The sequence below is a fragment of the Actinomadura rudentiformis genome (genome assembly GCF_008923185.1).
GTDB classification, from domain to species: Bacteria; Actinomycetota; Actinomycetes; order Streptosporangiales; family Streptosporangiaceae; genus Spirillospora; species Spirillospora rudentiformis.
Genome location: NZ_WBMT01000017.1, coordinates 65,799 through 90,587, shown reverse-complemented (window position 1 = coordinate 90,587; position 24,789 = coordinate 65,799). Strand labels below are relative to the sequence as shown.

The 24,789-nt window shown below is 70.3% G+C and carries 23 protein-coding genes; 10 read left to right on the top strand and 13 right to left on the bottom strand.

Translation table 11 applies throughout. The features are described from left to right. Nucleotides 1-71: 71 nt before the first annotated feature. A complete protein-coding gene (locus F8566_RS32165) occupies nt 72-1,220 on the top strand; it encodes a cystathionine gamma-synthase (RefSeq protein WP_151565626.1) in 1,149 nt (382 codons plus the stop codon). 109 nt (nt 1,221-1,329) lie between these two features. Beyond that, complete coding sequence (locus F8566_RS32160; protein WP_225993707.1) at nt 1,330-2,466, top strand: alpha/beta hydrolase; 1,137 nt, start codon at nt 1,330-1,332, stop codon at nt 2,464-2,466. A 44-nt stretch (nt 2,467-2,510) separates the two neighbouring features. Here F8566_RS32160 and F8566_RS32155 read toward each other — a convergent pair whose 3' ends face one another. Genes F8566_RS32155 through F8566_RS32145 form a run of 3 tightly spaced genes read right to left on the bottom strand, consistent with a single transcriptional unit; the run spans nt 2,511 to nt 6,510 of the window. Then, complete coding sequence (locus tag F8566_RS32155) at nt 2,511-3,065, bottom strand: hypothetical protein (protein ID WP_151565625.1); 555 nt, start codon at nt 3,063-3,065, stop codon at nt 2,511-2,513. A 9-nt stretch (nt 3,066-3,074) separates the two neighbouring features. Next, the gene (locus tag F8566_RS32150; protein WP_151565624.1) at nt 3,075-5,084 is read right to left on the bottom strand and encodes a vWA domain-containing protein; all 2,010 of its coding nucleotides are present in this window, start codon (nt 5,082-5,084) and stop codon (nt 3,075-3,077) included. A gap of 13 nt (nt 5,085-5,097) precedes the next feature. Beyond that, complete coding sequence (locus F8566_RS32145; protein ID WP_151565623.1) at nt 5,098-6,510, bottom strand: sigma 54-interacting transcriptional regulator; 1,413 nt, start codon at nt 6,508-6,510, stop codon at nt 5,098-5,100. 229 nt (nt 6,511-6,739) lie between these two features. Here F8566_RS32145 and F8566_RS32140 point away from each other — a divergent pair, with 229 nt between their 5' ends. From F8566_RS32140 to ilvA, 3 genes are all read left to right on the top strand, one after another. Next, a complete protein-coding gene (locus F8566_RS32140) occupies nt 6,740-7,924 on the top strand; it encodes an FIST signal transduction protein (protein ID WP_151565622.1) in 1,185 nt (394 codons plus the stop codon). Next, on the top strand, nt 7,917-8,882 hold the full coding sequence (locus tag F8566_RS32135; RefSeq protein ID WP_151565621.1) for an ROK family protein: 966 nt from the start codon (nt 7,917-7,919) through the stop codon (nt 8,880-8,882). The genes F8566_RS32140 and F8566_RS32135 overlap by 8 nt, the downstream gene beginning before the upstream one ends. Before the next feature lie 72 nt (nt 8,883-8,954). After that, nucleotides 8,955-10,178, top strand: a complete 1,224-nt coding sequence (gene ilvA / locus F8566_RS32130) for a threonine ammonia-lyase (RefSeq protein ID WP_151565620.1) — start codon at nt 8,955-8,957, stop codon at nt 10,176-10,178. Nucleotides 10,179-10,200: 22 nt separating this feature from the next. Here ilvA and F8566_RS32125 read toward each other — a convergent pair whose 3' ends face one another. From F8566_RS32125 to hppD, 7 genes are all read right to left on the bottom strand, one after another. Beyond that, a complete protein-coding gene (locus tag F8566_RS32125; RefSeq protein WP_151565619.1) occupies nt 10,201-11,625 on the bottom strand; it encodes a M1 family metallopeptidase in 1,425 nt (474 codons plus the stop codon). 159 nt (nt 11,626-11,784) lie between these two features. Further along, complete coding sequence (locus F8566_RS32120) at nt 11,785-13,236, bottom strand: M1 family metallopeptidase (protein ID WP_225993706.1); 1,452 nt, start codon at nt 13,234-13,236, stop codon at nt 11,785-11,787. Further along, nucleotides 13,233-14,684 carry a M1 family metallopeptidase gene (locus F8566_RS32115; RefSeq protein WP_151565617.1) on the bottom strand — a complete coding sequence of 484 codons (1,452 nt, stop codon included), beginning with the start codon at nt 14,682-14,684 and terminating at the stop codon, nt 13,233-13,235. The genes F8566_RS32120 and F8566_RS32115 overlap by 4 nt, the downstream gene beginning before the upstream one ends. Before the next feature lie 349 nt (nt 14,685-15,033). Continuing rightward, nucleotides 15,034-16,602: a M1 family metallopeptidase gene (locus F8566_RS32110; protein ID WP_225993705.1), complete on the bottom strand. Its 1,569-nt coding sequence runs from the start codon at nt 16,600-16,602 to the stop codon at nt 15,034-15,036. A gap of 60 nt (nt 16,603-16,662) precedes the next feature. After that, nucleotides 16,663-17,229 (bottom strand): RDD family protein, encoded by a 567-nt coding sequence (locus F8566_RS32105; protein ID WP_151565616.1) that lies wholly within the window; start codon nt 17,227-17,229, stop codon nt 16,663-16,665. A gap of 61 nt (nt 17,230-17,290) precedes the next feature. Then, entirely contained in the window at nt 17,291-17,914 is a 624-nt protein-coding gene (locus F8566_RS32100; RefSeq protein WP_151565615.1) for a DUF4190 domain-containing protein, read from the bottom strand. Nucleotides 17,915-18,106: 192 nt separating this feature from the next. After that, nucleotides 18,107-19,201 (bottom strand): 4-hydroxyphenylpyruvate dioxygenase, encoded by a 1,095-nt coding sequence (gene hppD, locus F8566_RS32095; RefSeq protein ID WP_151565614.1) that lies wholly within the window; start codon nt 19,199-19,201, stop codon nt 18,107-18,109. Between the two features lie 122 nt (nt 19,202-19,323). On the opposite strand from hppD, the gene F8566_RS32090 reads away from it, so the two are divergent. Further along, the gene (locus F8566_RS32090; protein ID WP_151565613.1) at nt 19,324-19,842 is read left to right on the top strand and encodes an Lrp/AsnC family transcriptional regulator; all 519 of its coding nucleotides are present in this window, start codon (nt 19,324-19,326) and stop codon (nt 19,840-19,842) included. Between the two features lie 99 nt (nt 19,843-19,941). Here F8566_RS32090 and greA read toward each other — a convergent pair whose 3' ends face one another. Both greA and F8566_RS32080 read right to left on the bottom strand, forming a co-directional pair. Further along, complete coding sequence (greA, locus tag F8566_RS32085; protein ID WP_151565612.1) at nt 19,942-20,442, bottom strand: transcription elongation factor GreA; 501 nt, start codon at nt 20,440-20,442, stop codon at nt 19,942-19,944. A gap of 127 nt (nt 20,443-20,569) precedes the next feature. Continuing rightward, nucleotides 20,570-20,950, bottom strand: a complete 381-nt coding sequence (locus F8566_RS32080) for a DUF4307 domain-containing protein (RefSeq protein WP_151565611.1) — start codon at nt 20,948-20,950, stop codon at nt 20,570-20,572. Between the two features lie 124 nt (nt 20,951-21,074). On the opposite strand from F8566_RS32080, the gene mca reads away from it, so the two are divergent. Together mca and F8566_RS32070 are read left to right on the top strand one after the other, a co-directional pair. Further along, the gene (mca, locus tag F8566_RS32075) at nt 21,075-21,950 is read left to right on the top strand and encodes a mycothiol conjugate amidase Mca (protein ID WP_151565781.1); all 876 of its coding nucleotides are present in this window, start codon (nt 21,075-21,077) and stop codon (nt 21,948-21,950) included. Further along, entirely contained in the window at nt 21,950-22,210 is a 261-nt protein-coding gene (locus F8566_RS32070; protein ID WP_225993704.1) for a hypothetical protein, read from the top strand. Before mca ends, F8566_RS32070 begins: the two co-directional genes overlap by 1 nt. Before the next feature lie 57 nt (nt 22,211-22,267). Here the strand turns inward: F8566_RS32070 and F8566_RS32065 are convergent, their stop codons facing one another. After that, nucleotides 22,268-22,744: a pyridoxamine 5'-phosphate oxidase family protein gene (locus tag F8566_RS32065; protein WP_151565610.1), complete on the bottom strand. Its 477-nt coding sequence runs from the start codon at nt 22,742-22,744 to the stop codon at nt 22,268-22,270. Nucleotides 22,745-22,847: 103 nt separating this feature from the next. On the opposite strand from F8566_RS32065, the gene F8566_RS32060 reads away from it, so the two are divergent. Further along, nucleotides 22,848-23,783, top strand: a complete 936-nt coding sequence (locus F8566_RS32060; protein ID WP_151565609.1) for a ribonuclease Z — start codon at nt 22,848-22,850, stop codon at nt 23,781-23,783. A 291-nt stretch (nt 23,784-24,074) separates the two neighbouring features. Then, nucleotides 24,075-24,704, top strand: coding sequence for a glycoside hydrolase family 16 protein (locus F8566_RS32055; protein WP_192809963.1), 630 nt, complete (start codon nt 24,075-24,077; stop codon nt 24,702-24,704). Nucleotides 24,705-24,789 lie beyond the last annotated feature (85 nt).

Here is a 24,789-nt window from a genome sequence, read left to right as displayed (position 1 = left end):
ACCCTGACCTGATACCTGCGGGGTGGGTCCCTCGTCCTTCGGTACCGCTGCGGGTGGGTAGCCTCGTCCTCATGGACAAGGACGTTCACCAGGGATTTGAGACGCTGGCCATCCACGCCGGGCAGGAGGCCGACCCCACGACGGGCGCGGTCGTCCCTCCGATCTACCAGGTCTCCACGTACAAGCAGGACGGCATCGGCGGGCTGCGGGGCGGCTACGAGTACTCGCGGTCGGCCAACCCGACCCGCACCGCCCTGGAGACCTGCCTGGCCGAGATCGAGGGCGGGTCACGCGGGCTGGCGTTCGCGTCCGGCCTCGCCGCCGAGGACGCGCTGCTGCGCACGGTGCTCAAGCCCGGTGACCACGTCGTCATCCCGAACGACGCGTACGGCGGCACCTACCGGCTCTTCGCCAAGGTCGCCGAGCCGTGGGGCGTGACGTTCGACCCGGTGCCGCTGAACGCCGTCGCCGCCGTCCGCGCGGCGATCCGGCCGGAGACCAAGCTGATCTGGGTCGAGACGCCGACCAACCCCCTGCTGGGCATCGCCGACATCGCGGCGCTGGCCTCCGTCGCCCATGACGCCGGGGCGTTGCTGGCGGTGGACAACACGTTCGCCTCGCCCTACCTTCAGCAGCCGCTGGCTCTGGGCGCCGACGTGGTCGTGCACTCCACCACCAAGTACATCGGCGGCCACTCCGACGTGGTCGGCGGTGCGCTGGTCGTCACCGACCCCGGACTGGGCGAGCGGCTCACCTTCCACCAGAACGCGATGGGCGCGATCGCCGGCCCGTTCGACGCGTGGCTGACCCTGCGCGGCATCAAGACCCTGGCCGTACGGATGGACCGGCACTGCGCCAACGCCGAAGCCGTCGCCGGCATGCTGAGCCGCCACCCGGCCGTCACCGAGGTCATCTACCCGGGGCTTCCCACCCACCCGGGCCACGAGGTCGCCGCCAAGCAGATGAAGGCCTTCGGCGGGATGGTCTCGTTCCGGATGGCGTCCGAAGAGGCGGCCGTCCGCGTCTGCGAGCGCACCGAGCTCTTCACGCTCGGCGAGTCGCTCGGCGGCGTGGAGTCGCTGATCGAGCACCCGGGCCGCATGACGCACGCCTCCGCCGCCGGTTCGCCGCTCGAGGTCCCCGCCGATCTCGTCCGTCTCTCGGTGGGCATCGAGGACGTCGACGATCTCCTCCGTGACCTGGAGCAGGCCCTCGCCTGAGCGCCCGGCGAGCCCGCGGTGTGCGAGGGGTCTGTGGGGTTCGGGGGGTCATGGGCGTGATCGAAGCTTTATGATGTGCGCGCCAGATTCCGCCGAGAAAGGGGTCCGAGTGCGCAAGGTACTGGTGGCCGGGGCGGCCTTCGCCGCGACCTGCCTGTCGGCTGTGGCCGTGCCGACGGGAGCGCAGGCGGACCCGCCCGCGCCCGTGCTGGAGGGTGCCGAGACCTCGTCCACGACGACCAGTTCTCCGTCACGGCCCGCCCAGGCCGACTCCTCGGTGGTCTCCGCGCGCGCGGTCATCGTGACGCCGAAGCCGCCGAGGCAGCGCACCTACGCGTACGGGCGGCACCCGCGCCAGCGGGTCGACGTCTACTGGCGTACCCCGGCGAAACCCAAGCAGCAGAGCCGGCAGCCTCAGCAAGGGCAACAGCCTCAGCAAGGGCAACAGCCTCAGCAGGGCCAGCAAGGCCAGCAGGGGCGACAGAGCCAGCAGGGACAACAGACTCAGCAGGGACAACAGACTCAGCAGGCGCGGCAGCAGCCGGCCCGTCCGGGCGTTCTGCTGCTGCACGGCGGATCCTGGCGCCGGGGGAGCAAGACCGGCTGGAAGTACTTCGCGCGCCGCCTGACGACGCAGGGATTCACGGTCTTCGCGGCCGACTACCGGCTGTCCAGCATGGCGCAGTGGCCCGCGCAGCGCACCGACGCGCAGGCCGCCCTCGCGTTCGTCAAGAAGCACGCCAAGACGTGGAACGTCGACCCGCAGCGGATCGTCGTGGTGGGCGCCTCGGCGGGCGGCCACCTGGCAACGCAACTGGGCACCGCCGGCACCGGCGCCCGGCAGGTGCGCGGCGTGGTGGCCCTGTCGCCGGTCAACACGCCCTACCTGGCCTACCAGGACGGCATAGCGGCGACGGCGTCCCCCATCCAGAGCGGCCTGCGCAACGCGGTCGTCAAGCTCCTCGGCTGCGTGCCGAGCCAGGCCGACCCGGCCTGCTGGGAGCGGGTGGACGACGCCAACTCCGCGACCCACGCCACCCCGGGCGACGCGCCCATGCTGCTCATGCACAGCGAGGGCGACTTCGTTCCGGTGACCCAGAGCACGGGCTTGGCCAGCGCTCTGCGCGGCGTGGGCGTGCCCGTCACGGTCAAGACCGTGCCGGGGGACATGCACGGTAACGGGCTGTTGAACGACGAGACGGTCTATCCGGCGCTGCTGTCCTGGATCAAGTCCCGGACGAGCTGACCAGGTCGAGTTGATCAGGTCGAGCTGATCAGGTCGCGGACGACCTAGTCGTACCAGACCATCAGGAAGAGGATCACCAGCCAGAGCAGCGCGACCACCCCTGAGAGGGAGACGATCCGGCCGCGTTCCACCTGCGCGATGTCGCTCCGCGCGGGGGCCGCCGGCGTGGCGCTCTCCGCGGCCTTGGTCTCGGCCCCGTCTTCTTCCCTGTCGCCGTCCTCGTCTTGGGCCTTGGTCTCGCTCTTGTCCGTGGCGGTGGCGGGAGCCGCCTCGGCCGCGGCGACCTCCAGCAGGTGGATCGCCCTGCGCTGGTCCCGTTCGATCAGGACCAGCAGGACGAGCGCCACGATGAACAGCGTCAGCGACGCCGTCAGCCAGACCCTCGCGAAGTCGCCGTCGGCGAGGAAGAGACCGAACAGCAGGATGCCGAGGGCGCCCAGCCCGTAGATCCGCGTCGTCCGGTTGAGATACCGGAGGACGACGGTGTTCTGTTTGCGGATGAACCGCGGTGTGGCCATCGTCGCGGCGGTCAGCGGGCCGAGAGTGAAGATCGCAAAGCCGATGTGCAGGATCAGCAGCAGGCGATCGGATTTCGACATGGGCCGACCCTAGCGGCGACCTCGCCGTACTCGCAGATAATCGCTCACGACATACTCGCCGAGTCGCTCGGCGTCGGGCGCGAAGACACGACCCCCGTTGCGCCGCGCGACCTCCTCCACGAACGACACCAGCCGCCGGTCGTCGGCCAGCATGAAGACGTTGAGCGAGGCCCCGCGCCGGGTCATCTTGTCCACCTCGGCCATCGTCAGCACGAGCGTGTCGGCGGACGGCGGGTAGTCGAAGACCGAGCGGCCGTCGGACCGCAGATGGGCGGTCGGCTCGCCGTCGGTGACCACCAGCACGATCGGCTCGAAGTCGGGGTGCTTGTCCAGATGACGGCCCGCGATCATCAGGGCGTGGTGGAGGTTGGTGCCCTGGACCATGTCCCAGTCGAGCCCGGTCATCTCCGTCGGGTGCAACACCCGGGCATAGTTGGAGAAGCCGATGATCTGGATGGCGTCCTGCGGGTATTTGCTGGTCACCAGGGTGTGCAGCGCAAGGGTCGTCTGCTTGGCGGCCGCCCAGGTCCCGCGCAGGACCATCGAGTACGACAGGTCGACGAGCAGGCAGACCGCGGCGGCCGTGCGCCGTTCGGTCTCGTGCACCTCGAAGTCGTCCACGGAGAGCCGTACGCCGTTGGAGCCGTTCGGCCGAGCCCTTTCCAGCGGAGTCTTGTCCAGCGAGAGGACCGGGCGCTCCATGGCGTTGCGGTGGATGGCGTTGCCGATCGTACGGACCACGTCGAGGGGCTGCTCGTCGCCGAACCGCCACTCGCGGCTGGAGCCGGTCAGCTCGCCCGCCTGCCCCGCGTCGCGCTGGTCATGGTCGCCCCGGCGGCCCGCCTCCAGCTGCGCGAACACCCGGCGCAGCGCCGTCTCGCCGAGCCGCCGCACGGCCTTGGGCGTGAGCTCCAGCTTGCCGCGCTTGCGCTGCAGGTAGCCCTGCCGTTCCAGCTCCTTCTCGATCCGGCGCAACTCGGCGAGGTCGTCGACCGCCTGGCGGCCGAGTGCGCGGCGGACGGCCGCCTCGTCGATGTCGTCCATCCGGGCGCCGGGGTAGTCCTGCCCGAGTGCCGCCTCAAGCTCGGCCAGGTCGGCGAGCTCGGCCAGCGCGGTCGTGGCGTCGCCCACGCCCAGCGGGTCCTCACCGGTCATCCGTTCCGGGGAGCCCCAGCCGAGCTCGGGTCGCCGGGCTCGGAGGGCGTCGTTCAGCCGCGACATCTCCATGGCCAGGCCCGCGTCCTGCATGGCCTGTTCCATCAGCCCGGCCAGCTCTTCGCGCTGCTCGGGGCTCAGGGAGGCCAGCAGCCGGTCCATGGCCGCCGCGCGGCGGGCCAGGGAGTCGACCAGCTCTTCGAGATCCTGCGGCTGGTCGGGGAAGAAGTCCCCGTACTCCTGCATGAACCGGTCGAAGTCATCCTGGGTGTGCTCTCCGCGCGCGTCCTTGTCCAGCATCTCGTTGAGCGCGGCCATCATGTCCTTGACCCGCTCCATCATCTGCGGGTCCTGGGTTTGGAGGGCCTGCTTCATGCCCTGGAACTGCGCGTCGAGGACGTCACGCCGCAGCAGGTCCTTCAGCCGCTCGAACGTCTCGCGGGCGGCGGCGGAACGCCAGTCGTAGTCCGACAGCCGCCGGATCGCCTGCGAGGTGTCGCGCGGCAGCGTGTCGAGCTCGGCTTCGCGCAGCCGGGCCTCGTCGCTCGGATCGGGGAACAGCTCCGCGCGCTCCTGCCCGATGGCGGTGTCGAGCAGCGCACGCGCCTGCTCCAGCGTCCCGTCGAGCCGTCCGCGATCGCGCAGCGCACGCTGGCGCTCGCGGACCTGCCGGAGCAGATCGTCCAGCCCGCGGCGCCCCTCGGCTCCCGGCAGCCCGCGGCGCAGCAGCTCGCGCAGCGCGTCGTCCGGCCGGTTGCCTTCGAGCACCGAGTCGCCCATCGCGTCGAGCGCGTCGCGGACGTCGTACGGCGGGGCGAGCGGGTCGGGCCCGTCGTGGTAGGCCCCGTACCGGTAACGGCTCATCAGCGGCCTCGACTCACGTTCGGTAGGTGGCGGTCCCGTCGGCGCGGCCGGACGAGGTGTCCTTGGACAGCCGGCGGGTGAGGAAGAGCCCCTCCAAGGCGAACTCCAGCGCGGCCGCGGCCTGGCCGGGGGACTCCCCGGACAGGTCCAGCCGTTCCATGATCTTGGCGAGCCCGGGCACCGGGCCGATCCGGCGCAGCAGCTCGGCCGACGAGACCAGCTCGCCGGACTCCACGATCTCGCCCGCGTCGAACTTGTCGAGCAGCCCGGACAGGTCGGCGGCGCCGAGGGTGCGGCGGTAGGTCTCGGCGGTCGCGCGGCGCAGCAGGTGTTCGAGCACCTCCTGCTCGCGGCCCTCCTCGCTGACCTCGAACTCGACCTTGCCCATGAGCGAGGGCACGACGGCGGGCAGGTCGCACACGCGCGCCACCGGCTGCTCCTCCCCGGTGAGCGCGGCCCGGCGCAGCGCGCCCGCGGCGACGGTCTCGGCGCCCGCGAGCGCGAACCGCGCGGACACGCCGGAGCGGGAGTCGACCGCGGTCGACTCGCGGGTCAGCCGGGTGAACCGGCCGATCACCTCCAGCAGGTGGGCGGGCACCTCTGCCTGGAGCTCGTCAATTGCCGCCTCCTGCCGGATGAGGTCGAGCTCGGCGTCCAGCTCCAGCGGGTAGTGGGTGCGGATCTCCGCCCCGAACCGGTCCTTGAGCGGCGTGATGATGCGGCCGCGGTTGGTGTAGTCCTCGGGGTTGGCGCTGGCGACCAGCAGCACGTCCAGGGGCAGCCGCAGCGCGTAGCCGCGGACCTGGACGTCGCGCTCCTCCAGGACGTTGAGCAGCGCGACCTGGATGCGTTCGGCCAGGTCGGGCAACTCGTTGATGGAGAAGACGCCGCGGTTGGTGCGCGGCACCAGGCCGAAGTGCACGGTCTCGGGGTCGCCCAGCGTCCGGCCCTCCGCCACCTTGATCGGGTCGACGTCGCCGATCAGGTCGCCGACGGAGGTGTCCGGGGTGGCCAGCTTCTCGCCGTACCGGTCGTCCCGGTGCTTCCACGTGACCGGCAGTTCGTCGCCGGCCTCGGCGGCGAGCCGCCGGCAGCGCACGCAGACCGGCTCGTACGGATGGTCGTTGATCTCGCAGCCCGCGATGACGGGCGTCCACTCGTCCAGCAGCCCGGTCAGCGTGCGGATCAGCCGCGTCTTGCCCTGGCCGCGCTCGCCCAGCAGCACCAGGTCGTGCCCGGCGAGCAGGGCGCGTTCGAGGTGGGGGAGCACGGTGTCGTCGAAGCCGACGATCCCGGGGAAGCGCGGCTCACCGGATCTCAGCCGGGTGAGCAGGTTGTGGCGGATCTCGGCCTTCACCGACCGCTGGATGTGACCGCTGGTGCGAAGCTCGCCCAGTGTGGTCTCGCGAGGTGTGGTTGGACGCACGCGATCGACATTACGTCGCGGATCCGGGGAATCGCACCCTGGTAGCCGGAATCGCCACCGAGGGAGGCAGGACGGGAGGCAGAACGGGAGGCAGGGGGAGAGGCAGAGCGGGAGGCCTGCGCGAGGCTTGGCGGAGGCTTGGCGGGAGGCCTATTTTGGCCAGCGCGATCGAGCAGGGAGACTGAGGGTGTGACCCCATCCGGTGTACGGCTTGAAGGAGGGGAGGCCGATGGCGCGCTTCGGTGACGGCCTGGCCCTCGGACCTGATCTTCCCAATGCCGCCGAAACGGCGGTGAAACAGGCGCTCTCGCCGCTGGACGCACCGCCAGACCTGGTCTGTGTGTTCATTTCCACAGGCGACCCCGACGAGCTCGAGGCGGCCGCGCGTCGCGCCATGAGCGCCGCCGAGGGTGCCGTGGTGCTCGGCTGCAGCGCCTCCGGGGTGATCGGCGCCGGCCGCGGCGTGGAGGAGGACAGCGCGGTCAGCGCCTGGGCGGCGGTGCTGCCCGGTGCCCGGCTGGAGCCCTTCCGGCTGGAGACCCTGAAGACCGATGACCGCCTCATCGTGGTCGGCATGCCCGAGGGGCACGACGACGACGTGGTGGGCGTGCTGCTCGCCGACCCGTACACCTTCCCGGTGGACGCGTTCGTCGAGCGCTCCGACGACGCGATGCCGGGCCTGCCCCTGGTGGGCGGCATGGCCGAGAGCGCCGGGCGCGGCCTCGAGCCCGGCGACGGCGGTGGCACCCGCGTGTTCCTCAACGGCGAGATCTTCGACTCGGGCGCGGTCGGTGTCGTGCTCGGCGGCGCTGTCACGGCCGCCACCGTGGTCAGCCAGGGCGCCCGGCCGATCGGCCCCGACATGGTCGTGACCAAGGCCGACGAGAACGTGCTGTACGAGCTGGCCGGCACGCCCGCGCTGGACAAGCTGGAGCAGATCGTGCTGGGCCTGCCGGAGGAGGAGCAGGAGCTGGCCGGGCGCGGGCTGCTGATCGGCGTGGCCATGGACGAGTACGCAGAGGAGCACGAGCACGGCGACTTCCTGGTCCGCGGCGTGGTCGGCGCCGACACCGACAGCGGCGCCATCGCGATCGGCGACGTGGTCGAGGTCGGCCGGACGGTGCGGTTCCAGGTGCGCGACGCGGGCGCCGCGGACGAGGATCTCGCCGCGCTGCTCGACCGTTTCGAGGTCGGCCCGGTCGAGGGTGCGCTGCTGTTCTCCTGCAACGGGCGCGGCCGGACGATGTTCCCCGACTCCGACCACGACGCGCAGGTCCTGAGCCGGACGTTCGGGGACGTGGGGGTCGGCGGCTTCTTCGCGGCAGGGGAGATCGGCCCGGTGGCCGGTCGCAACCACGTGCACGGCTTCACCGCCTCGATCCTGGCGTTCGGCCCGGCGGGCCGGAATGACTGACCGGCCGGCCGCCGGCCTGCCCGTGATGGCGATCGACGTCGGCGGGACGAAGATGGCCGTGGCGGTGGTGGAGCCCGGCGGGCGCATCGCCGCGTACGACCGGATCGCCACCCCGAACGACGGGGGCGTGGACGCGGAGGGGCTCTGGCGGACGCTGGAGTCGTTGCTGGACAAGGTCGCCGCCGACGCGGGCAGCCCCGATTTCGCGGGCGTCGGCGTGGGCTGCGGCGGGCCGATGACCTGGCCGGCCGCCGAGGTGTCGCCGCTCAACATCCCCGCGTGGCGCGACTTCCCGCTGCGGAGCCGGCTGCGGTCGCGGTACGCGGGCCTGCCCGTACGGGTGCACAACGACGCGATCTGCGTGGCCGTCGGCGAGCACTGGCGCGGTGTGGGCCGGGGCCGTGGCAACGTGCTCGGCATGGTGGTGTCCACCGGGGTGGGCGGCGGGCTGGTGCTGGGCGGGCATCTGATCGACGGTGCCACCGGCAACGCCGGCCACATCGGCCACGTGGTCGTCGACCCGGAGGGACCGCCGTGCGTGTGCGGCGGACGGGGCTGCCTGGAGGCGATCGCGCGCGGCCCGGGCCTGGTGGCCTGGGCGCAGGAGCAGGGGTGGCGCCCCGGGCGGCAGGACGTCACCGGTGTGGACCTGGCCGACGACGCGCGCCGTGGCCACCCGGTCGCCGAGTCCGCCATGGTGCGGGCCGGGCGGGCGCTCGGCATCGCGATCGCCTCGGCCACCCACCTGTGCGACCTGGAGGTCGTCGCGATCGGCGGCGGCCTGTCGCAGGCGGGCGCGATGCTCTTCGACCCGCTGGAGGAGGCGCTGCGGACCCACGCGCGGATGGGGTTCGCCCGCCAGGTTCAGGTGGTCCCCGCCGCCCTCGGCCAGACCTCCGGCCTCATCGGGGCGGCCGCGCTGATCTTCGCCTCCGATCGCTACTGGAACGCCGACTGAACGGTCCATGCGCTGTCCGTGCGCTGTCCGTGCGCTGGTCGGGGCGGTCGCCCGGGGTGAGAGGATGCGGGCATGGACCTCGTCAGCGCCGATGAGATCCGCGCGGCCCAGGAGCTGCTGCGCGGAGTGATCATTCCCACTCCGCTGATTCACTCTCGGGTGCTGTCCGAGATCGTCGGCGGGCCCGTCCATCTCAAGTGTGAGAACCTGCAGCGCACCGGCTCGTTCAAGATCCGCGGCGCGTACGTGCGCATCGCGCGGCTCAGCGACGACGAGCGTGCCCGCGGTGTGGTCGCGGCGAGCGCCGGCAACCACGCGCAGGGGGTCGCGCTGGCCGCCGCCACGCTCGGCTGCAAGGCCACCGTGTTCATGCCCGAGGGGGCGCCGCTGCCCAAGGTGGCCGCCACCCGCGGCTACGGCGCGGATGTGATCTTCCCGGGCCCGTCGGTCGACGCCTGCCTGGTCGCCGCGCAGACCTATGCGGACGAGACCGGCGCCGTGCTCATCCATCCGTTCGACCACAAGGACGTGGTCGCGGGGCAGGGCACGATCGGCATGGAGATCGCGGAACAGTGCCCGGACGTCCGCACCGTCGTCGGCGCGGTCGGCGGGGGCGGGCTGATGTCCGGCGTGGCGGCCGCGATGCGCGCGGTGTCGCGTGAACGCGGTGGGCCCGACATCAAGGTCGTCGGCGCCCAGGCCAAGCGGGCCGCCGCCTTCCCGCCGTCGCTCGCCGCCGGGCGTCCGGTCCGCGTCGAGGTCAACCCGACGATGGCAGACGGGATCGCGGTGGGTGCGCCCGGCGAGCTCACCTACGAGCTGGTGAACGAGCTGGTCGACGCCGTCGTCACGGTGACGGAGGAGTCGATCTCCCAGGCCCTGCTGCTCTGCCTGGAGCGCGCCAAGATGGTGGTCGAGCCGGCAGGCGCGGCGGGTGTCGCCGCGCTGCTGGAGCACTCCTACGCGGTCCGCACGCCCGTCGTCGCGCTGCTGTCGGGCGGCAACGTCGACCCGTTGCTGCTGGCCAAGGTGCTGCGCCACGGGCTGGCCGGGGCGGGCCGCTACATGGTCGTCCGCTGCCGCCTCAAGGACCGCCCCGGCGCGCTGGTGACGCTGCTCAGCGAGCTGGCCGAGCTGGGCGTCAACGTGCTGGACGTGATGCACGAACGGGTCGCCGCGCGCCTCCATGTCGAGGAGGCCGAAGTGCTGCTCCACCTGGAGACGCGCGGCTCCGACCACGGCGAGGAGGTCCTCGGGCGGCTCCGCGCCAAGGGCTACACCCTGACGCTCAGCTGACCCCCTCGCCGAAGGCGATCAACTACAGGGACGGCTTGCCGGAGGTGTAGACCCACTTCTGGAAGAGGTCGTCCAGCTGCTTGCCGGAGATCTTCTCGGCGAAGCGGATGAAGTCCGCCGTGCTGACGTTGCCGTACCGGTTGACGGTCGGCCAGGCCTTGGCCAGCTTGAAGAACTTCTCGTCACCGATCCTCTTGCGCAGCACGTGCAGAGTCATGCCGCCGCGGTCGTAGACCGTCGAGTGGAAGATGTTGTCCCGGCCGGGGTCGGCGGTCTTCGGCTTCCAGAGGTCGTTGTCGGCAGGCGTGGCGTACACCTCGTCGAAGGACTGCTGGACCGGCTTGCCCGTGTACTTCTCGAAGTACATCCACTCGGAGTAGGTCGCGAAGCCCTCGTTGAGCCAGATGTCGGCCCAGCGCTTGGGCGTCACGCTGTCCCCGAGCCACTGGTGGGCGAGCTCGTGGATGATCAGGTCCGGCCGCGGGATGGTGCCCGGGCGCCGGGTGAGGTCGTAGATCGGCCGGCCTTGGGTCTCCAGCGCGTAGCCGACGCCCGCCTTCACCGCGATGCCACCGGTGGAGGTGAACGGGTAGCGGCCGTAGATCGTGGCCAGGTAGTTCTGGAAGTCGCCGGTCTGCTTGTTGAAGTCCTTGGCCAGCGCCGCCGAGATGCCGAGCTGCCGGTCGGTGGCCGTGATGTTGGGCATCGTGCCGTTCAACTTGGTCCTGAGCACGTCGTACTTGCCGATCGCGATCATGCTCAGCTCGCTGGCCATCGGCTGGCGCATCTTCCAGCGCGAGAAGGCCAGCCCGCCCTTGGTCCACGAGCCCGCCGGGTCGCCGTTCGCCAGCGACGTCAGACCCTTGGGCGCGGCCAACGTGATGGTGTAGGTGGCCTTGTCGAGCGGCGTGTCGTTCACCGGGTAGACCGTCGCGGCGCCGATCGGCTGGTTGACCATGAGGGCGCCGTCGGCCGTCGGCACCCAGCCGGAGACGCCCAGCGCCGGGTCGTTGACCGTCTGCGGCACGCCTGAGTAGGCCACCGTGACCGCGAAGCGCTTGCCCTTGCGCAGGCCCTTCGGCGGCGTGATCTCAAGCTCCTGGGCGCCGGTGCGCTTGTAGGCGGCCTTCTTGCCGTCCACGCGCAGCGCCGAGATCTTCAGCGGGCCCAGGAAGTCGAGGTTGAACCGCGAGAGGTTCTTCGTGGCGCGCGCCTTGATCTGGGTGACGGCCTTGATGCTCTTGGTCGCCGGGTCGTACTTGAGCCCGATGTCGTAGTGGGCGACGTCGTAGCCGCCATTGCCCATGTCGGGGAAGTACGGGTCACCCGCCCCGGGCGCGCCGGGGGTGAAACGGGCGGCCGTGGCCTGCGCGGGGGCCGCTGACACAAGAAGGCCCGCCGTGGCGGTCAGCGCCACGGCGGCCAGAGCCTTGGGGGATTTGCTCATCGACCTCGTCCTCGAAGGAGTCGTCTCAACAGCCCCAAGAATTTCGGGAGATCATTGGGCGTGCAAGCGCGTTTTGGTCTCAAATCGGCCAGTTCGGGCCAGCTTTTCTGGTCGACGACACCACCCGGCGAGGCGGTCCTTCGTTCAGTGGTCCTTCGTTCAGCGGAGGCTCGGCTTGCCCTTGGTGGACAACCACGTGTCGAACAGCTTGTCGAGGTCGCGACCCGAGACGCGCTCGGCGAGCTTCCGGAAGTCCGCCGTGGTGGCGTTCCCGTGCGCGTGCTCGGCGGTCCAGGCGCGGAGGATCTGGAAGAACACGGTGTCGCCCACGGTCTTGCGAAGCATGTGCAGAGTCATCGCTCCGCGGGTGTAGACCGGGAAGGCCGCGAAGAGCTTCTTCCGCCCCGGCTCACCAGTCGGGACCTTCCAGCCTGCGAAGTCGCCGGTCTTCGAGTACGCGTCGGTGAAGTACGCCTCAGCCTTGCGGCCACCGTGCTGCTCGCTCCACAGCCACTCGGCGTAGGTGGCGAAGCCCTCGTTCAGCCAGATGTCCTGCCACCGGCTGATGCTCACGCTGTTACCGAACCACTGGTGAGCCAGCTCGTGAACGATCAGCGTCATGTTCGCGCCGCCGGGGTACACCGGCCGGTTCTGCGTCTCCAGCGCGTACCCGACCCGCACGTCGTCGACGACCCCGCCGGTGGAGTCGAAGGGGTACGGCCCGAAGAGGCGGACGCCCCAGTCGGTCACCTTGTCGGTGAGCTCCTGGAGGCGTTTGGGGATGCTCGGGTTGGCGCGGTCGACGGCGACGAACGAGCGGACGCCGCCCGGTGACTGGCTGTCGAGCGTCTTGAACCGCCCGATCGCGATCATGGCCAGGTAACCGGCCATCGGCTTGCTGGAGCTCCACTTGAACGTGCTCGTCCGGCCGATGTTCGCCGAGCCTTCGAGTTCGCCGTTCGCCACCACCTTGAGCCCCTTGGGGACGGTGATGGTGTACGCGTAGGTGGCCTTGTCCGCCGGGTGGTCGTTGAGCGGGAACCAGGACGCCGAGCCGACCGGCTGCGACAGCGTGACGGCGCCGTCGCCGGTGGGGATCCAGCCGGTCCGGCCGAGCCCGGGATCGTTCAGTTGCCGCGGCGACCCGGCGTAGGCGACCGCGACCGAGAACCGCGCGCCCTGCGCGATGCCGCCGCGCGGCGTGATCTCCAGCTCCTGGCCGCGCCGCGCGAACGATGCCGCCGCGCCGTTCACCTTCACGGAGCGGACCTTGTGGCCGCTGAAGTCCAGGTTGAACCGCGCGAGGTTCTGGGTCGCGTGCGCCGTGATCGTCGTGGTGCCGGCGATGCGCTGGCCGCGCGGCGTGTAGCGCAGCCTGATGGCGTAGTGCGCGACGTCGTAGCCGCCGTTCCCGGCGTTCGGGAAGTACGGGTCACCGATGCCGGCCGCGCCCGCCGAGGACTCCTCGGAGGCGGCCTGTTCGGGCACCGTCGTGCGGCCCGGGGCCGGACGTCCGGCGGCACGGTCCGTTGCACGGTCGGGCAGGGCGGCGGCGGCGAGCGCCGGTGTCAGGAGCAGCGCGGCCGTACGGGTCGCGGCGGTCTTCTTCACCACTTCTTGGGCTTGCCCTTCGTGTAGAGCCATACCTTGAACAGCTTGTCGAGCTGCTTGCCGGAGACCTTCTCGGCGTGCGCGACGAACTGCGGCGTGGTCGCGTTGGAGTCGCGGTACGTCGTGGCCCAGCTTCTGAGGATCGTGAAGAAGGCCTTGTCGCCGACCCTCTGGCGGAGCGCGTGCAGCGTCATGGCGCCGCGGATGTAGACCGAGAAGCTGAACAGGTCACGGCGGCCCGGCTTGCCCGGCGGCGGATTGAAGATGGGTGACGAGCCCGGCTGCCGGTAGTAGCGCTTGAATATCTTCTTGGCCGAGTCCTTCTTGTCCCGCTCGCGCCACAACCACTCGGCGTATGTGGCGAAGCCCTCGTTCAGCCAGATGTCCGGCCAGTTCTTGAGGCTGACGCTGTTGCCGAACCACTGGTGCGCCAGCTCGTGCACGATGAAGGCGTCGTCGGGCGCGAACCCGGCGTACACCGGCCGCTCCTGCGTCTCCAGCGCGTAGTCCAGCCGCGGATCGTCCACGATGCCCCCGGACGTGGCGAACGGGTACGGCCCGAAGACCGAAGATCCCCACTTGAGGGCGCTGATCGTGGTCTTGTGCAGGGACGCTGCGGACTTCTTGAACCGCGGGTCCACGGCGGTGATGACCGGTGTCTTCCCGGCCATGCCGCGTTTCACCCGGAACTTCCCGATCGCGATCATGGCCAGGTACGGGACCATGGGCGACTTCTCGGCCCACTCGTACGTCGTGGTGGCGCCCTGCCGCACGGTCCGCCCGGGAGTGCCGTTGGCGAGCGCCCGCAGGTTGCGGGGCACCGTGATCCGGTAGGAGTAGGTGGCCTTGTCGCTCGGATGGTCGTTGACCGGCAGCCAGGTGGGGGCGCCGTCCGGTTCGGCCACGACGAGCGCGCCGTCCCTGCTCGGCACCCAGCCGTACGTGCCGAGGGAGCCATGACGCATCGGGCCTGGCCGTCCCGAGTAACGGACGACGGTGGTGAACCGCGAGCCCGAGGCGAGCGGCGAGGCGGGCGTGATGATGAGTTCCTGGCCCTTGCGGCGGTGCGCGGCGCGCCGGCCGTTGACGGTGACGTCGAGGATCTTGGGGCCGCGGTAGTCCAGGTTGAAGCGTGACAGGTCCTGCGTCGCCGTGGCGGTGACGGTCACGGTCGCGTCGGCCTTGCCGCCCTTGGGCGTGTACCTGAGCGCCACGTCGTAGTGCTGCGCGTCATAGCCGCCGTTGCCCGCGCCACGGAAGTACGGGTCGCCCAGACTGGAAGAACCGACCTTGCCGGTGGACGGCTTCTTCACCACCGGGCGCGGAGTCGCGTTCGGCGCCGGGTCGCACTCGCCCAGCGCGGCGCTGGCGCCCGGGGTCGTGTCGGGGCCGGGCTCCGCCGCGGGAAGGGGAGCCGGGACCGCGGCCCCGGGCGGCGGGACCGCCATCCGGCGGAACCGCCGTTCACCAGCGGGTGCCGGTGGCGCCGCCGGTGCCGCCGAAACCGGTGCCGCCGAAGCGGGCGCGGGCGACGACGTCGGCGGACAGGGCGTGGCGTCCTGCGGAGCTGCGGATCCGGAAGCCGTCGCAGTCTCACTGCCGTTGATCGATACCAGCACGGCGGCGGCGGTGGCCGCCGCGGTCATACGTCCCCAAGGCCCGTTCACCCGGCCAACACTGCTGGTCACACCGGCACGACGTCGCGCCACTTGCCCGGGCTTTTCCGAGCTCTTGCCGCCCGTTCACCCGCAGAAGACGAACCGGATCAGGATGCGGGGCGGATCACAGGGGGGCGGATCACAGCGCGGGGCGGCCCCGCTTGAAGACCCACGCGTCGAAGAACGAGTCGAGCTGCTGGCCCGACACGCGCTCGGCGACCTCGATGAACTGCGGGGTCGTGGCGTTGGAGTGGCGGCGCTCCTTGGCCCAGGTCTTGAGGATGCCGAAGAACTTCTGGTCGCCGACCTTCTTGCGCAGCGCGTGCAGCGTCATCCCGCCGCGGTCGTACACGGAACGCCCGAACATGTTGGCGCGACCGGGGTTGCCGGGCGGGACGTTCCAGAGCTCCCGGTTGCCGGCGTCCGCGTACATGCCGTCGAACTTCTCCTGAAGCGTCTCGTTGCCGATGCGCTCGGCCCAGATCCACTCGGCGTACGTCGCGAAGCCCTCGTTCAGCCAGATGTCCTGCCACTTGGTGACGCTGACGCTGTCGCCGAACCATTGGTGCGCGATCTCGTGCGCGATGATCGTCTGGTCCGCGCCGAGCGCGCTGTAGACCGGCCGTGTCTGCGTCTCCAGGGCGAAGTTGACCGCCGCGTTGTCGACGATGCCGCCGGTGGAGGTGAACGGGTAGGGACCGAACAGCTTCACCAGCTCGTCGGTGACCTCGGCGTTCTTGGCGTGGAAGGTGTCCAGCGGCACGGCCGACACCGAGGGGTCCACGGCCGAGATGATCGGGATGCCGCCCGGGGTCTTGCCGGTCTTCACACCGAACCGGCCCACCGTCACCGTGGCGAGATAGGTGGCCATCGGATCCTTGACCCGCCAGGTCGTCGTGACCGCGCGCCGCCCCCTGGCGGTGGACGCCGTGGCCGATTCCGCTGCCGGGGCCGCCGCCGGGATGACGTCCGGGCCGTCACTGGCGCCCGGAGTGGCCGAGCCGCCACCGCTCGGCACCTTCGAGGTCGGCTCGCCGTTGGCCACCGCCGTGAGCCCCTCGGGCACCGTGACCTCGAAGTCGAACGTGGCCTTGTCGCTGGGGTGGTCGTTGCTCGGGAACCAGGTATGGGCGCCGCTCGGCTGGCAGGCCACGAAGACCCCGTCCGAGGTGCGGATCCAGCCGTACCGGCCCAGGATCGGGTCCACGACCGGCTGGGGCGTGCCCGAGTAGCGAACGGACACGGTGAACTTGGCGTTCTTCTCCAGCGCCTTGGCCGGGGAGATGATCAGCTCGCTGCCCTGCCGCTGCTGCTGCGCCGGAGCGCCGTCCACCGTGACCTGGGAGACGTCGAGGCCGGTCAGGTCCAGGTTGAAGCGGCTCAGCCGCTCGGTCGCGGTGGCGGTGATCTCGGCTGTGCCGTCGAGCTCCTTGGCGCCGCCCGGCGTGATGGCGAGCTTCAGTTTGTAGTGCTGGACGTCGTACCCGCCGTTGCCGTCACCCGGCACATAGCGATCACCCGCGCTGCCCGGCCCGCTCGGCCCGTTCGTCTGGGACGTCGGGGCGACCGGCGGGCTCGGCTCGGCGGCGTCCCTGTCGCCGATCGTGACCTGGCAGCCCGTCAACGCGCCGGCGACGGCCAGCGCGGCCAGCCCACGTGAGGCAGGGCTGCGAAAAAGCGGGCTGCGGAAACGTCCGGCCGAAGTCACGTTGCCCAGCCTGCCTTCGACTAGGCACTCTGGGCAACTTGGATCAACCGCCCAAGGCGCTCAGCGGCTGACATACGGGTCGGGCGTACCTGGCCGGGCCCTGACCACGACCGTGCGCGCGACCTTGTCGTGCATCGCCTGCCGCCGCGGATCCCACAGGATCCACGCCACATCGACGATCCCGCCCACGCAGCAGCAGATGACGACGAGCACGGCATAGAGACCCGCACGGCTGAGGGCCTGGCTGTTGTCGACGGTGCCGCCGTCCTCCTCCCGCACGACCCGGATGCCGAGGGCCTTCTTGCCCAGCGTCTGGCCGTACTTCCAGGTCATGAACCAGAAGTAGAGGAACACCAGGGCCACGGCGATGAGGTTCGCGATGCCCTCTCCGGCCGAGTACGTCACCGTCTCTTCGCTGTCGGGGTCGAGCACGCGGTCCCAGTCGACGAGGGGCAGCGAGACGACGCTGGTCACGACGGAGAGCAGCAGCACGTCGATCAGACCGGCGCCGAGACGCCGGCCGAGGCTCGCCGGCCCCGCGACGGGAGGCCCGGCAGGCGGCCGCGATGGCTGGTCGTCCGGCTGCTCTCCGGGTACGGGATCGTGCGGCGGCGGCGGTTCGCTCATGCCGAAAAGGTCGGCGTACGAGGACGCCCGCAAACGCACGGAGTTCACATATGGACGGCCGTTAACCCGATCTTGACCCCGTCAGCAGGGCGGAGCTGTCGTCGGTCGCCACGAGCACCACGAGGATCAGGTAGGCGATCCACGCCAGGATCGCCAGATACCCCAGGATGAGGCCCGTGATCGCCAGCCCCCGCCCGGCCTCGCCGGTCTTCTTGATCTTGCTGAGGGCGAGGTGGCCCAGCACGATCGCCACGATGGACCCGACCCCGCACACGATTCCCACGATCCCCGCGACCAGGCTCCCGATCGCCAGGGCGTTGGTCCTTCCCGATGCGGCCGCCTGACCAGGGGGGAACCCGCCCTGCGGGTAGGGAGGCATCCCGGTGGGCGGGTGCTGTGCGTATGAGGGCGGCTGCCCGTAATCCCGCTGTTCCTGGTACGAGGGCGGCGGCTCGGGGAAAGGTGGCAGCTCCTGGGGAGCTGTCTGCCCGTAGGCCGGGGGCTGCGGCGCCTGCTCGCCTCGGTCCCCCGGCTTTTCCAAGGACGGCGGCTCGTCCGGCTGGGGCCGGCGCTTGTAGGGAAGCTGCTCTCCGTGCGGGGGCGGCTCGCTGTACGCGGGCTGCCCGGTATCGGGCTTGTCGTCCGGCTGCTCCCCGGGCGCGCGATCGTGCGGCGGTTGGCTCATGCCGACAAAGTGAGCCCGCGTCCTGCTGCGCAAACACCGCCACGCCTGGTCAAGGGCAAAGTTTTCCCGAACGAGGACCAGAAGTGGATCAGTCCCGGGCGGCGGAACCCCGGTTCCCCGGGAGGGAGGGGGGTCCCGGGGAACCAAGGCCGGCTCAGGAGGAGTCGGGGAGTCAGGGCACAGGAGGCGGGCTCACAGGTTGCCGCGGCGCTCCTGCTCGCGCTCGATGGCCTCGAACAGCGCCTTGAAGTTGCCCTTGCCGAAGCCCAGTGAGCCGTGCCGTTCGATCAGCTCGAAGAAGACCGTCGGGCGGTCCTGCACGGGCTTGGTGAAGATCTGCAGCAGGTAGCCGTCCTCGTCCCGGTCGACGAGGATCTTGCGCTTCTGGAGCTCCTCGACGGGGACGCGCACCTCACCGATGCGGGAGCGGAGCTCGGGGTCCTCATAGTAGGAGTCGGGGGTGTCCAGGAACTCGACGCCGGCGGCGCGCATCTGGTCGACCGAGGCCAGGATGTCGCCCGTGGCCAGGGCGATGTGCTGGACGCCGGGACCGCCGTAGAACTCCAGGTACTCGTCGATCTGCGACTTGCGCCGGCTCTCTGCGGGCTCGTTCAGCGGGAACTTGACCTTGCGGCTGCCGTCCGCGACGACCTTGGACATCAGCGCGGAGTACTCGGTGGCGATGTCGTCGCCGATGAACTCGGCCATGTCGGTGAAGCCCATGACGCGGTGATAGAAGTCGGCCCACTCGTTCATGCGCTCGACGTTGCCGACGCAGTGGTCGATCGCCTGGAAGTAGCGCTTGGTCGCCGGGGGCTCCACGATCGGGTCGGCGGCCTCGAAGCCGGGCAGGTAGGGCCCGGAGTAGTTGCTGCGGTCGACGAGAGTGTGCCGGGTCTCGCCGTACGTGGCGATGGCGGCGAGCACGACCTTGCCGTGGTCGTCCTCCATGACGTACGGCTCCGCCAGGCCCGTGGCGCCCTTGGAGAGGGCGTGCCGGTAGGCCGCCTCCGCGTCGGGGACCTCGATGGCCAGGTCCACCACGCCGTCGCCGTGCTCGGCGACGTGGCGGCCGAGGTCGGTGCCCGCCCGCACCGGGCCGCGGAGGACGAACCGGGCACTGCCGGACTCCAAGACGTGCACCGCCTCATCGGGGCTGCCGTTCTCGGGGCCGCGATAGGCCACCCGGCGCATCCCGAAAGCGGTCGAGTAGTAGTGCGCTGCCTGCTTGGCGTTGCCGACGGCGAAGACGACGGCGTCCATGCCCTTGACCGGGAACTCATCCATGCCCCCAATCTCGACAATCGCCTACAGACTGCGCAACAGTGGTCTGAATCACTAGGCAATCTGCCTAGTAACTCACGGGTATTGTCGGGCTTTCTGTACATGGTGACCATGGGAGGGCCGGGGTGGGGATCGACGAGCTGGACGCGCGGTTGCTGGAGCTGTTCTCCAGTGAGCCGCGGATCGGCGTGCTGGAGGCCTCCCGGCGGCTCGGGGTGGCGCGCGGCACGGTGCAGGCGCGGCTGGACCGGCTGGTGCGGGACGGCGTGATCCGGAGCTTCGGGCCGGAGGTCGATCCGGCCGCGCTGGGATACGGGGTGACGGCGTTCGTGACCCTGCAGATCAGGCAGGCGGGCGGGCATGATCCGGTGGCGGAACGGCTGGCCGGGGTCCCGGAGGTGATCGAGGCGCACACGATCACCGGCGGTGGCGACATGCTCTGCCGCGTCGTGGCCCGCAGCAACCAGGACCTGCAACGGGTCATCGACATGATCGTCGATGTGGAGGGGGTGGAGCGGGCGTCCTCGGTGATCTCGCTGGCCACCCAGGTCCGGCAGCGCACGCTCCCGCTGGTCAGGGCGGCGGCCAGAAGGCCGGGGAAAACCGGCGGTCCGCCGCCCCGGGTGGAGCGGCGGACCGTGTGAGGTTTGGACTGCAAGCGCAGCTTGTCCGCTCAATTCAATGGGCGGGCGGGTGGGGGCTGCGGATGGCCCGGCCTGGGATCCCTCCGGAGAGGGCAGAGATCATGCGCCCTGGTACGGCGTGGCGTCCAGGATCTCGACGGTCATGCTGCGACCGTTGGGCAGGGAGTACGACGCCTTCTCGCCCACCTTCTTGCCGTTGATCGCCGCGCCCAGCGGGGACTTGGGGGAGTAGACGTCGATGGGGGCGCCGCTCTCCTCGCGGGAGGCGAGCAGGAAGGTGACCTCCTCGTCGTCTCCCTCGAAGGAGATCGTGACGGTCATGCCCGGGCCGACGACCCCTTCGGTGCGCGGGGCCTCACCGACGCGCGCGTTCTCCAGGATGCTCTGCAGCTGGAGAATGCGACCCTCGATCTTGCCCTGCTCCTCCTTGGCCGCGTGGTAGCCGCCGTTCTCGCGCAGGTCGCCCTCTTCCCGCGCCGCCTCGATCTTCGCTGCGATCTCGATGCGGCCCGGGCCCGACAGATGGTCCAGCTCAGACTTGAGCCGGTCGTACGCCTCCTGGGTCAGCCAGGTGACGTTGTCAGCGCGGGTCTCGGTCACGGATACTCCTCATCCACATGAAATGCGGCCGGGTGAAACCTCTAGCCTATCCGGTGTGTGGAGGTAAAGGTTCCCCCTTGAAGCCCCGTGCAACCGGCCAATCACTGGTGGGCTTTTACCAGCCGTTTCACACCTTGTGACAGCTCTCGACACGGGCGCCGGTGGCGCGCTTGGACGTCGCCAGCAAATCCGTCCGCGTGATGGTCTTGGTCCCGGACGGCACAATGATCTCCCGCTTTCCCACGATGGCGAAATCGGTGTCGAACGCGTCCACGACACAACGCACCTCGTCCGACTTGCCTTTGGAGATCGAATACTTGATCTGCACGGCCGAGTCGCTCAGTACGCTGTAGGTGATCGTCTGCTTGGCGATGCCGGGCTGCCGCCCGGCGTTCGCCATGATGATCGCCCAGCCGCCCGCGCAGACGGCGGCCAGCAGGCCGATCGCCACCAGGCCGAGCCGGCCGCGGCGGGATGGGGTCGGTGCTGCTGGGGCGCTCGTGGCCATCGCGGGGAATCTCCGTGCGGGGTGCGGACGTTGTCAGGAACAATTCTCTTCCGTAGTGGCGCGTGCTCCGCACCGGGGTCCCGCCAAGAGCCTCCAAGAGGGAGATGCCGAGGTGCCCGAGCAGGTGTCCGAACCGTTGCGGCTCATGGCCGTGCACGCCCACCCTGACGACGAGTCGAGCAAGGGCGCGGCGACCATGGCCCGGTACGTCGCGGACGGAGTCGAGGTCCTCGTCGTCACCTGCACGGGCGGGGAACGCGGCGACATCCTCAATCCGGCCATGGACCGTCCCGAGGTCAAGGCGGACATCGGCAAGGTCCGCGAGGAGGAGATGGCGCGGGCGCGCGAGATCCTCGGTGTCCGGCAGACCTGGCTGGGCTTCGTCGACTCCGGCTTCCCGGAGGGAGACCCGCTGCCGCCGCTGCCCGAGGGCTGTTTCGCGCTGGAGCCGCTCGACGTCGCCACCGAGCCGCTGGTGAGGGCCGTCCGGGAGTTCCGGCCGCACGTGATGCTCACCTACGACGAGAAGGGCGGCTACCCGCACCCCGACCACGTGAAGACGCACGAGGTGTCGGTGGAGGCGTTCGAGGCCGCGGGCGACCCCGACCGCTACCCGGGGACCGGCGAGCCGTGGCAGCCGCTCAAGCTCTACTACCACATGACCTTCACCAAGGACCGGCTGGTCGCACTGGACTCTGCGATGCGCAAGGCCGGGATCGAGTCGCCGTACGGGGATTGGCTCAAGAACATGGAGGGCCGCCCGCAGCCGTGGGGGGTGACGACGCGCGTGCAGTGCGCCGACTACTTCGAGACGCGCGACCAGGCGCTGCTGGCCCACGCGACGCAGATCGACCCGAACGGCTTCTGGTTCGCGTGCCCGTTGGACCTCCAGCGTGAGGCATGGCCGACGGAGGACTACCATTTGGCCAGGTCCCTGGTCGACACCGAGCTGCCGGAGGACGACCTGTTCGCCGGTATCCGGGAGAAGGTGGCTTTGTAGTGTTCCCGCTGGCCATGCCGTTGAACGATGACACTGTCACGCCGGGCTTCCTCGGCTTCGGGGTCTTCCTCGCCCTGGTCGTCGCGCTGGTCTTCCTGATCCGCTCGATGAACAAGCAGATCGGCAAGATCCAGGCACCGCGCGAGGCCGACCTCAAGCAGCAGGAGTGGGAGGCGGCGCAGGCCGCCAAGCCCGCCGCGAAGCCCGCTGCCAAGGCCGACGCCGAGCCTGCCGAAAAGGAGAACGGCGCCACCGCCTGACCCGCCGCGTGCCGGAACATCTCACGCCGCGCAGCCGGCCACCAACCGGTGCGTCCCTCACACTTTCCGGTGATCCCAGCTGACGACCCGGTCGGGCTCCATCACGATGATGACCCGCTTGGCCAGCGACTGTTCGAGGGCCGCGGCGAACTCGGGGTCGATCGGCGCGCCCATCTCGGGGACCGGCATCCCCGCCAGGCGGGCGCCGACGACCGCGCCGACCTGGAGGCGGATCTCCGGATCCTCGATGATGCGGCCCTGCCCGTAGAGGGCGGCTCCGCGCAGTTCGCCGTACTCGTCGCCGTCCTCCACCAGGCATGTCATGGTGGGGTTCCGGCGCAGGTTGAGCACCTTCTGCGAGGACTTGTACGTGGAGAACGCGATCTTGCCGTCGAGCAGCGCGTAGAACATCGTGACCAGGTGCGGCTCGCCGTCCTTGCCGACCGTCGCCACCTGCACCTTGTACGAGGAGGCCAGGAAGTCCGCGGTCTCGGCGGGCGTCATCTTGATCTTGTCTCGCCTGTTGCTGCCCACGAGCGCACCTCCGATGTAAGGACCTGCTTGCGGCGGATCCCGGCAGAATATCCCTGCCCACCGCACCCCCCTTCACGGCGCCCCTGCGCGGCACCATGGGGAGATGTCCGTTCGCGATCTCGTCGTGCTCGGGTCCGCCAGCGCGGTGCCCACCAAGTCCCGTAACCACAACGGCTATCTGCTGCGCTGGGACGGGCACGGCCTGCTGTTCGACCCGGGGGAGGGGACGCAGCGGCAGATGGCCTTCGCCGGGGTGACCGCGACCGACGTGACGTGGATCTGCCTGACGCACTTCCACGGCGACCACTGCCTGGGGGTTCCGGGGATCGTGCAGCGCATCGCCCGCGACGGCGTCGAGCACCGGGTGGACGCGGCGTTCCCGGCGAGCGGCGCCGAGTACTGGGAGCGCCTCCGGTACGCGACGCCGTTCCGCGGCACCGAGGTCATCAAGGAGCAGCCTGTTTCGGGTGAACGGATGCGTCTCGACACCGGCGACGCGCCGTTCAGCCTGACCGCACGCAGGCTGTCGCATCCCGTCGAGGCGTACGGCTACCGGCTGGAGGAGCCGGACGGCGTGACGATGAAGCCGGGCCTGCTCGCGGCGCACGGGGTGCGCGGCCCGCTCGTCCGGCGGCTCCAGCAGGAGGGCGCCGTCGTCGCCCCGGACGGGCGCACGGTGACCTTGGCGGAGTGCAGCGTCCGGCGGCCAGGGCAGAAGGTCGCGTTCATCATGGACACCCGGCTCTGCGACGGCGTGCACGAGCTCGCGGCGGACACGGACCTGCTGATCATCGAGTCCACGTTCCTCGACCAGGACGCCGCGCTGGCGGCCGACTACGGTCATCTGACCGCGCGGCAGGCGGGCGAGGTGGCGGCGGCGGCCGGTGTGCGGCGCCTCGTGCTGACCCACATCTCGGAGCGCTACCGCATCGAGGACGAGCCGCGCTTCGTCGAACAGGCCGCCGCCGCGTACAGCGGTGACATCGTGCTCGTGCACGATCTCGACCGTGTCGTCATGCCACCACGGCGCCGCGGCTGAGCACTTGATCGGCTGTATGGCAAGCGGTCAGCGACTATCGGCATCTTTGGTGATTGGTTCATCACGCACTGTTGTCATGGATGCATGTCGCCGACCCGGAGTGCCGCCGCGATTCTTGTGGCTCTGACCATTGCGTCCTGTGATGCTGCGGAGACGGAACGGACGTCCTCCTCCGTACGGAGCGCACCGGCCGAGCCTTCCGTACGGTCGCGTCCCCGCGAGACCCCGCCGCCGAGCCCGCGTCCTGTCCGGAGGGCCGAGCCGCGGAGCTCCTGGGGCAAGCCGGTGCTCGTGGACGGATTCGACGGCGATCGTGTCGACACCTCGAAGTGGCTGGTCTACGACTACCCGGACGCCCGCGTCAATCCGCGCACCAAGGCGGCCACCAAGGTCGAGGACGGCACACTCAAGCTCACCGGCGGCGTCTACAAGGGCAAGGACCTGTCCGGTGGCATCGCCTCCCGCCTCAACCAGAAGCACGGGCGCTGGGAGGTGCGCATACGCGCCGAGAAAGGGGTCGGCTACTCGGCGGTCGCGCTGTTGTGGCCGAAGGTCTTCGGCAAGCCCGAGCACGCGGAGATCGACTTCGCCGAGGTCATCGACTCGGCCCGGCAGAACGTGGGGATCTTCATCCACCACGGGCCGGACAACCGCATGGCCCAGCGCAACGTGAGGCGCGACGCGACCCGATGGCACACGTACGCGGTCGACTGGCTTCCGCGCAGCCTGACGTTCTGGGTCGACGGCAAGAAGGTGTGGAGCTACCGGGGCCCGCTGACGCCCGAGCGCAGCACGATGGGCCTCGCACTGCAGAACGACCAGGTGTGCGACCGCGGGCCCGGCTTCTGCCGGACCCGCGGCACCCCTCGGTGGGTCACCATGCACGTCGACTGGGTCAAGATCTACAAGCGCCCACGCTGACGGTCACGCGCTCGGCGGCGGACGGCGGACGGCGGGCGGTGGGCGGCGGGCGATGCGGCGTTCACCATCGATCTCGGCTCGCTGA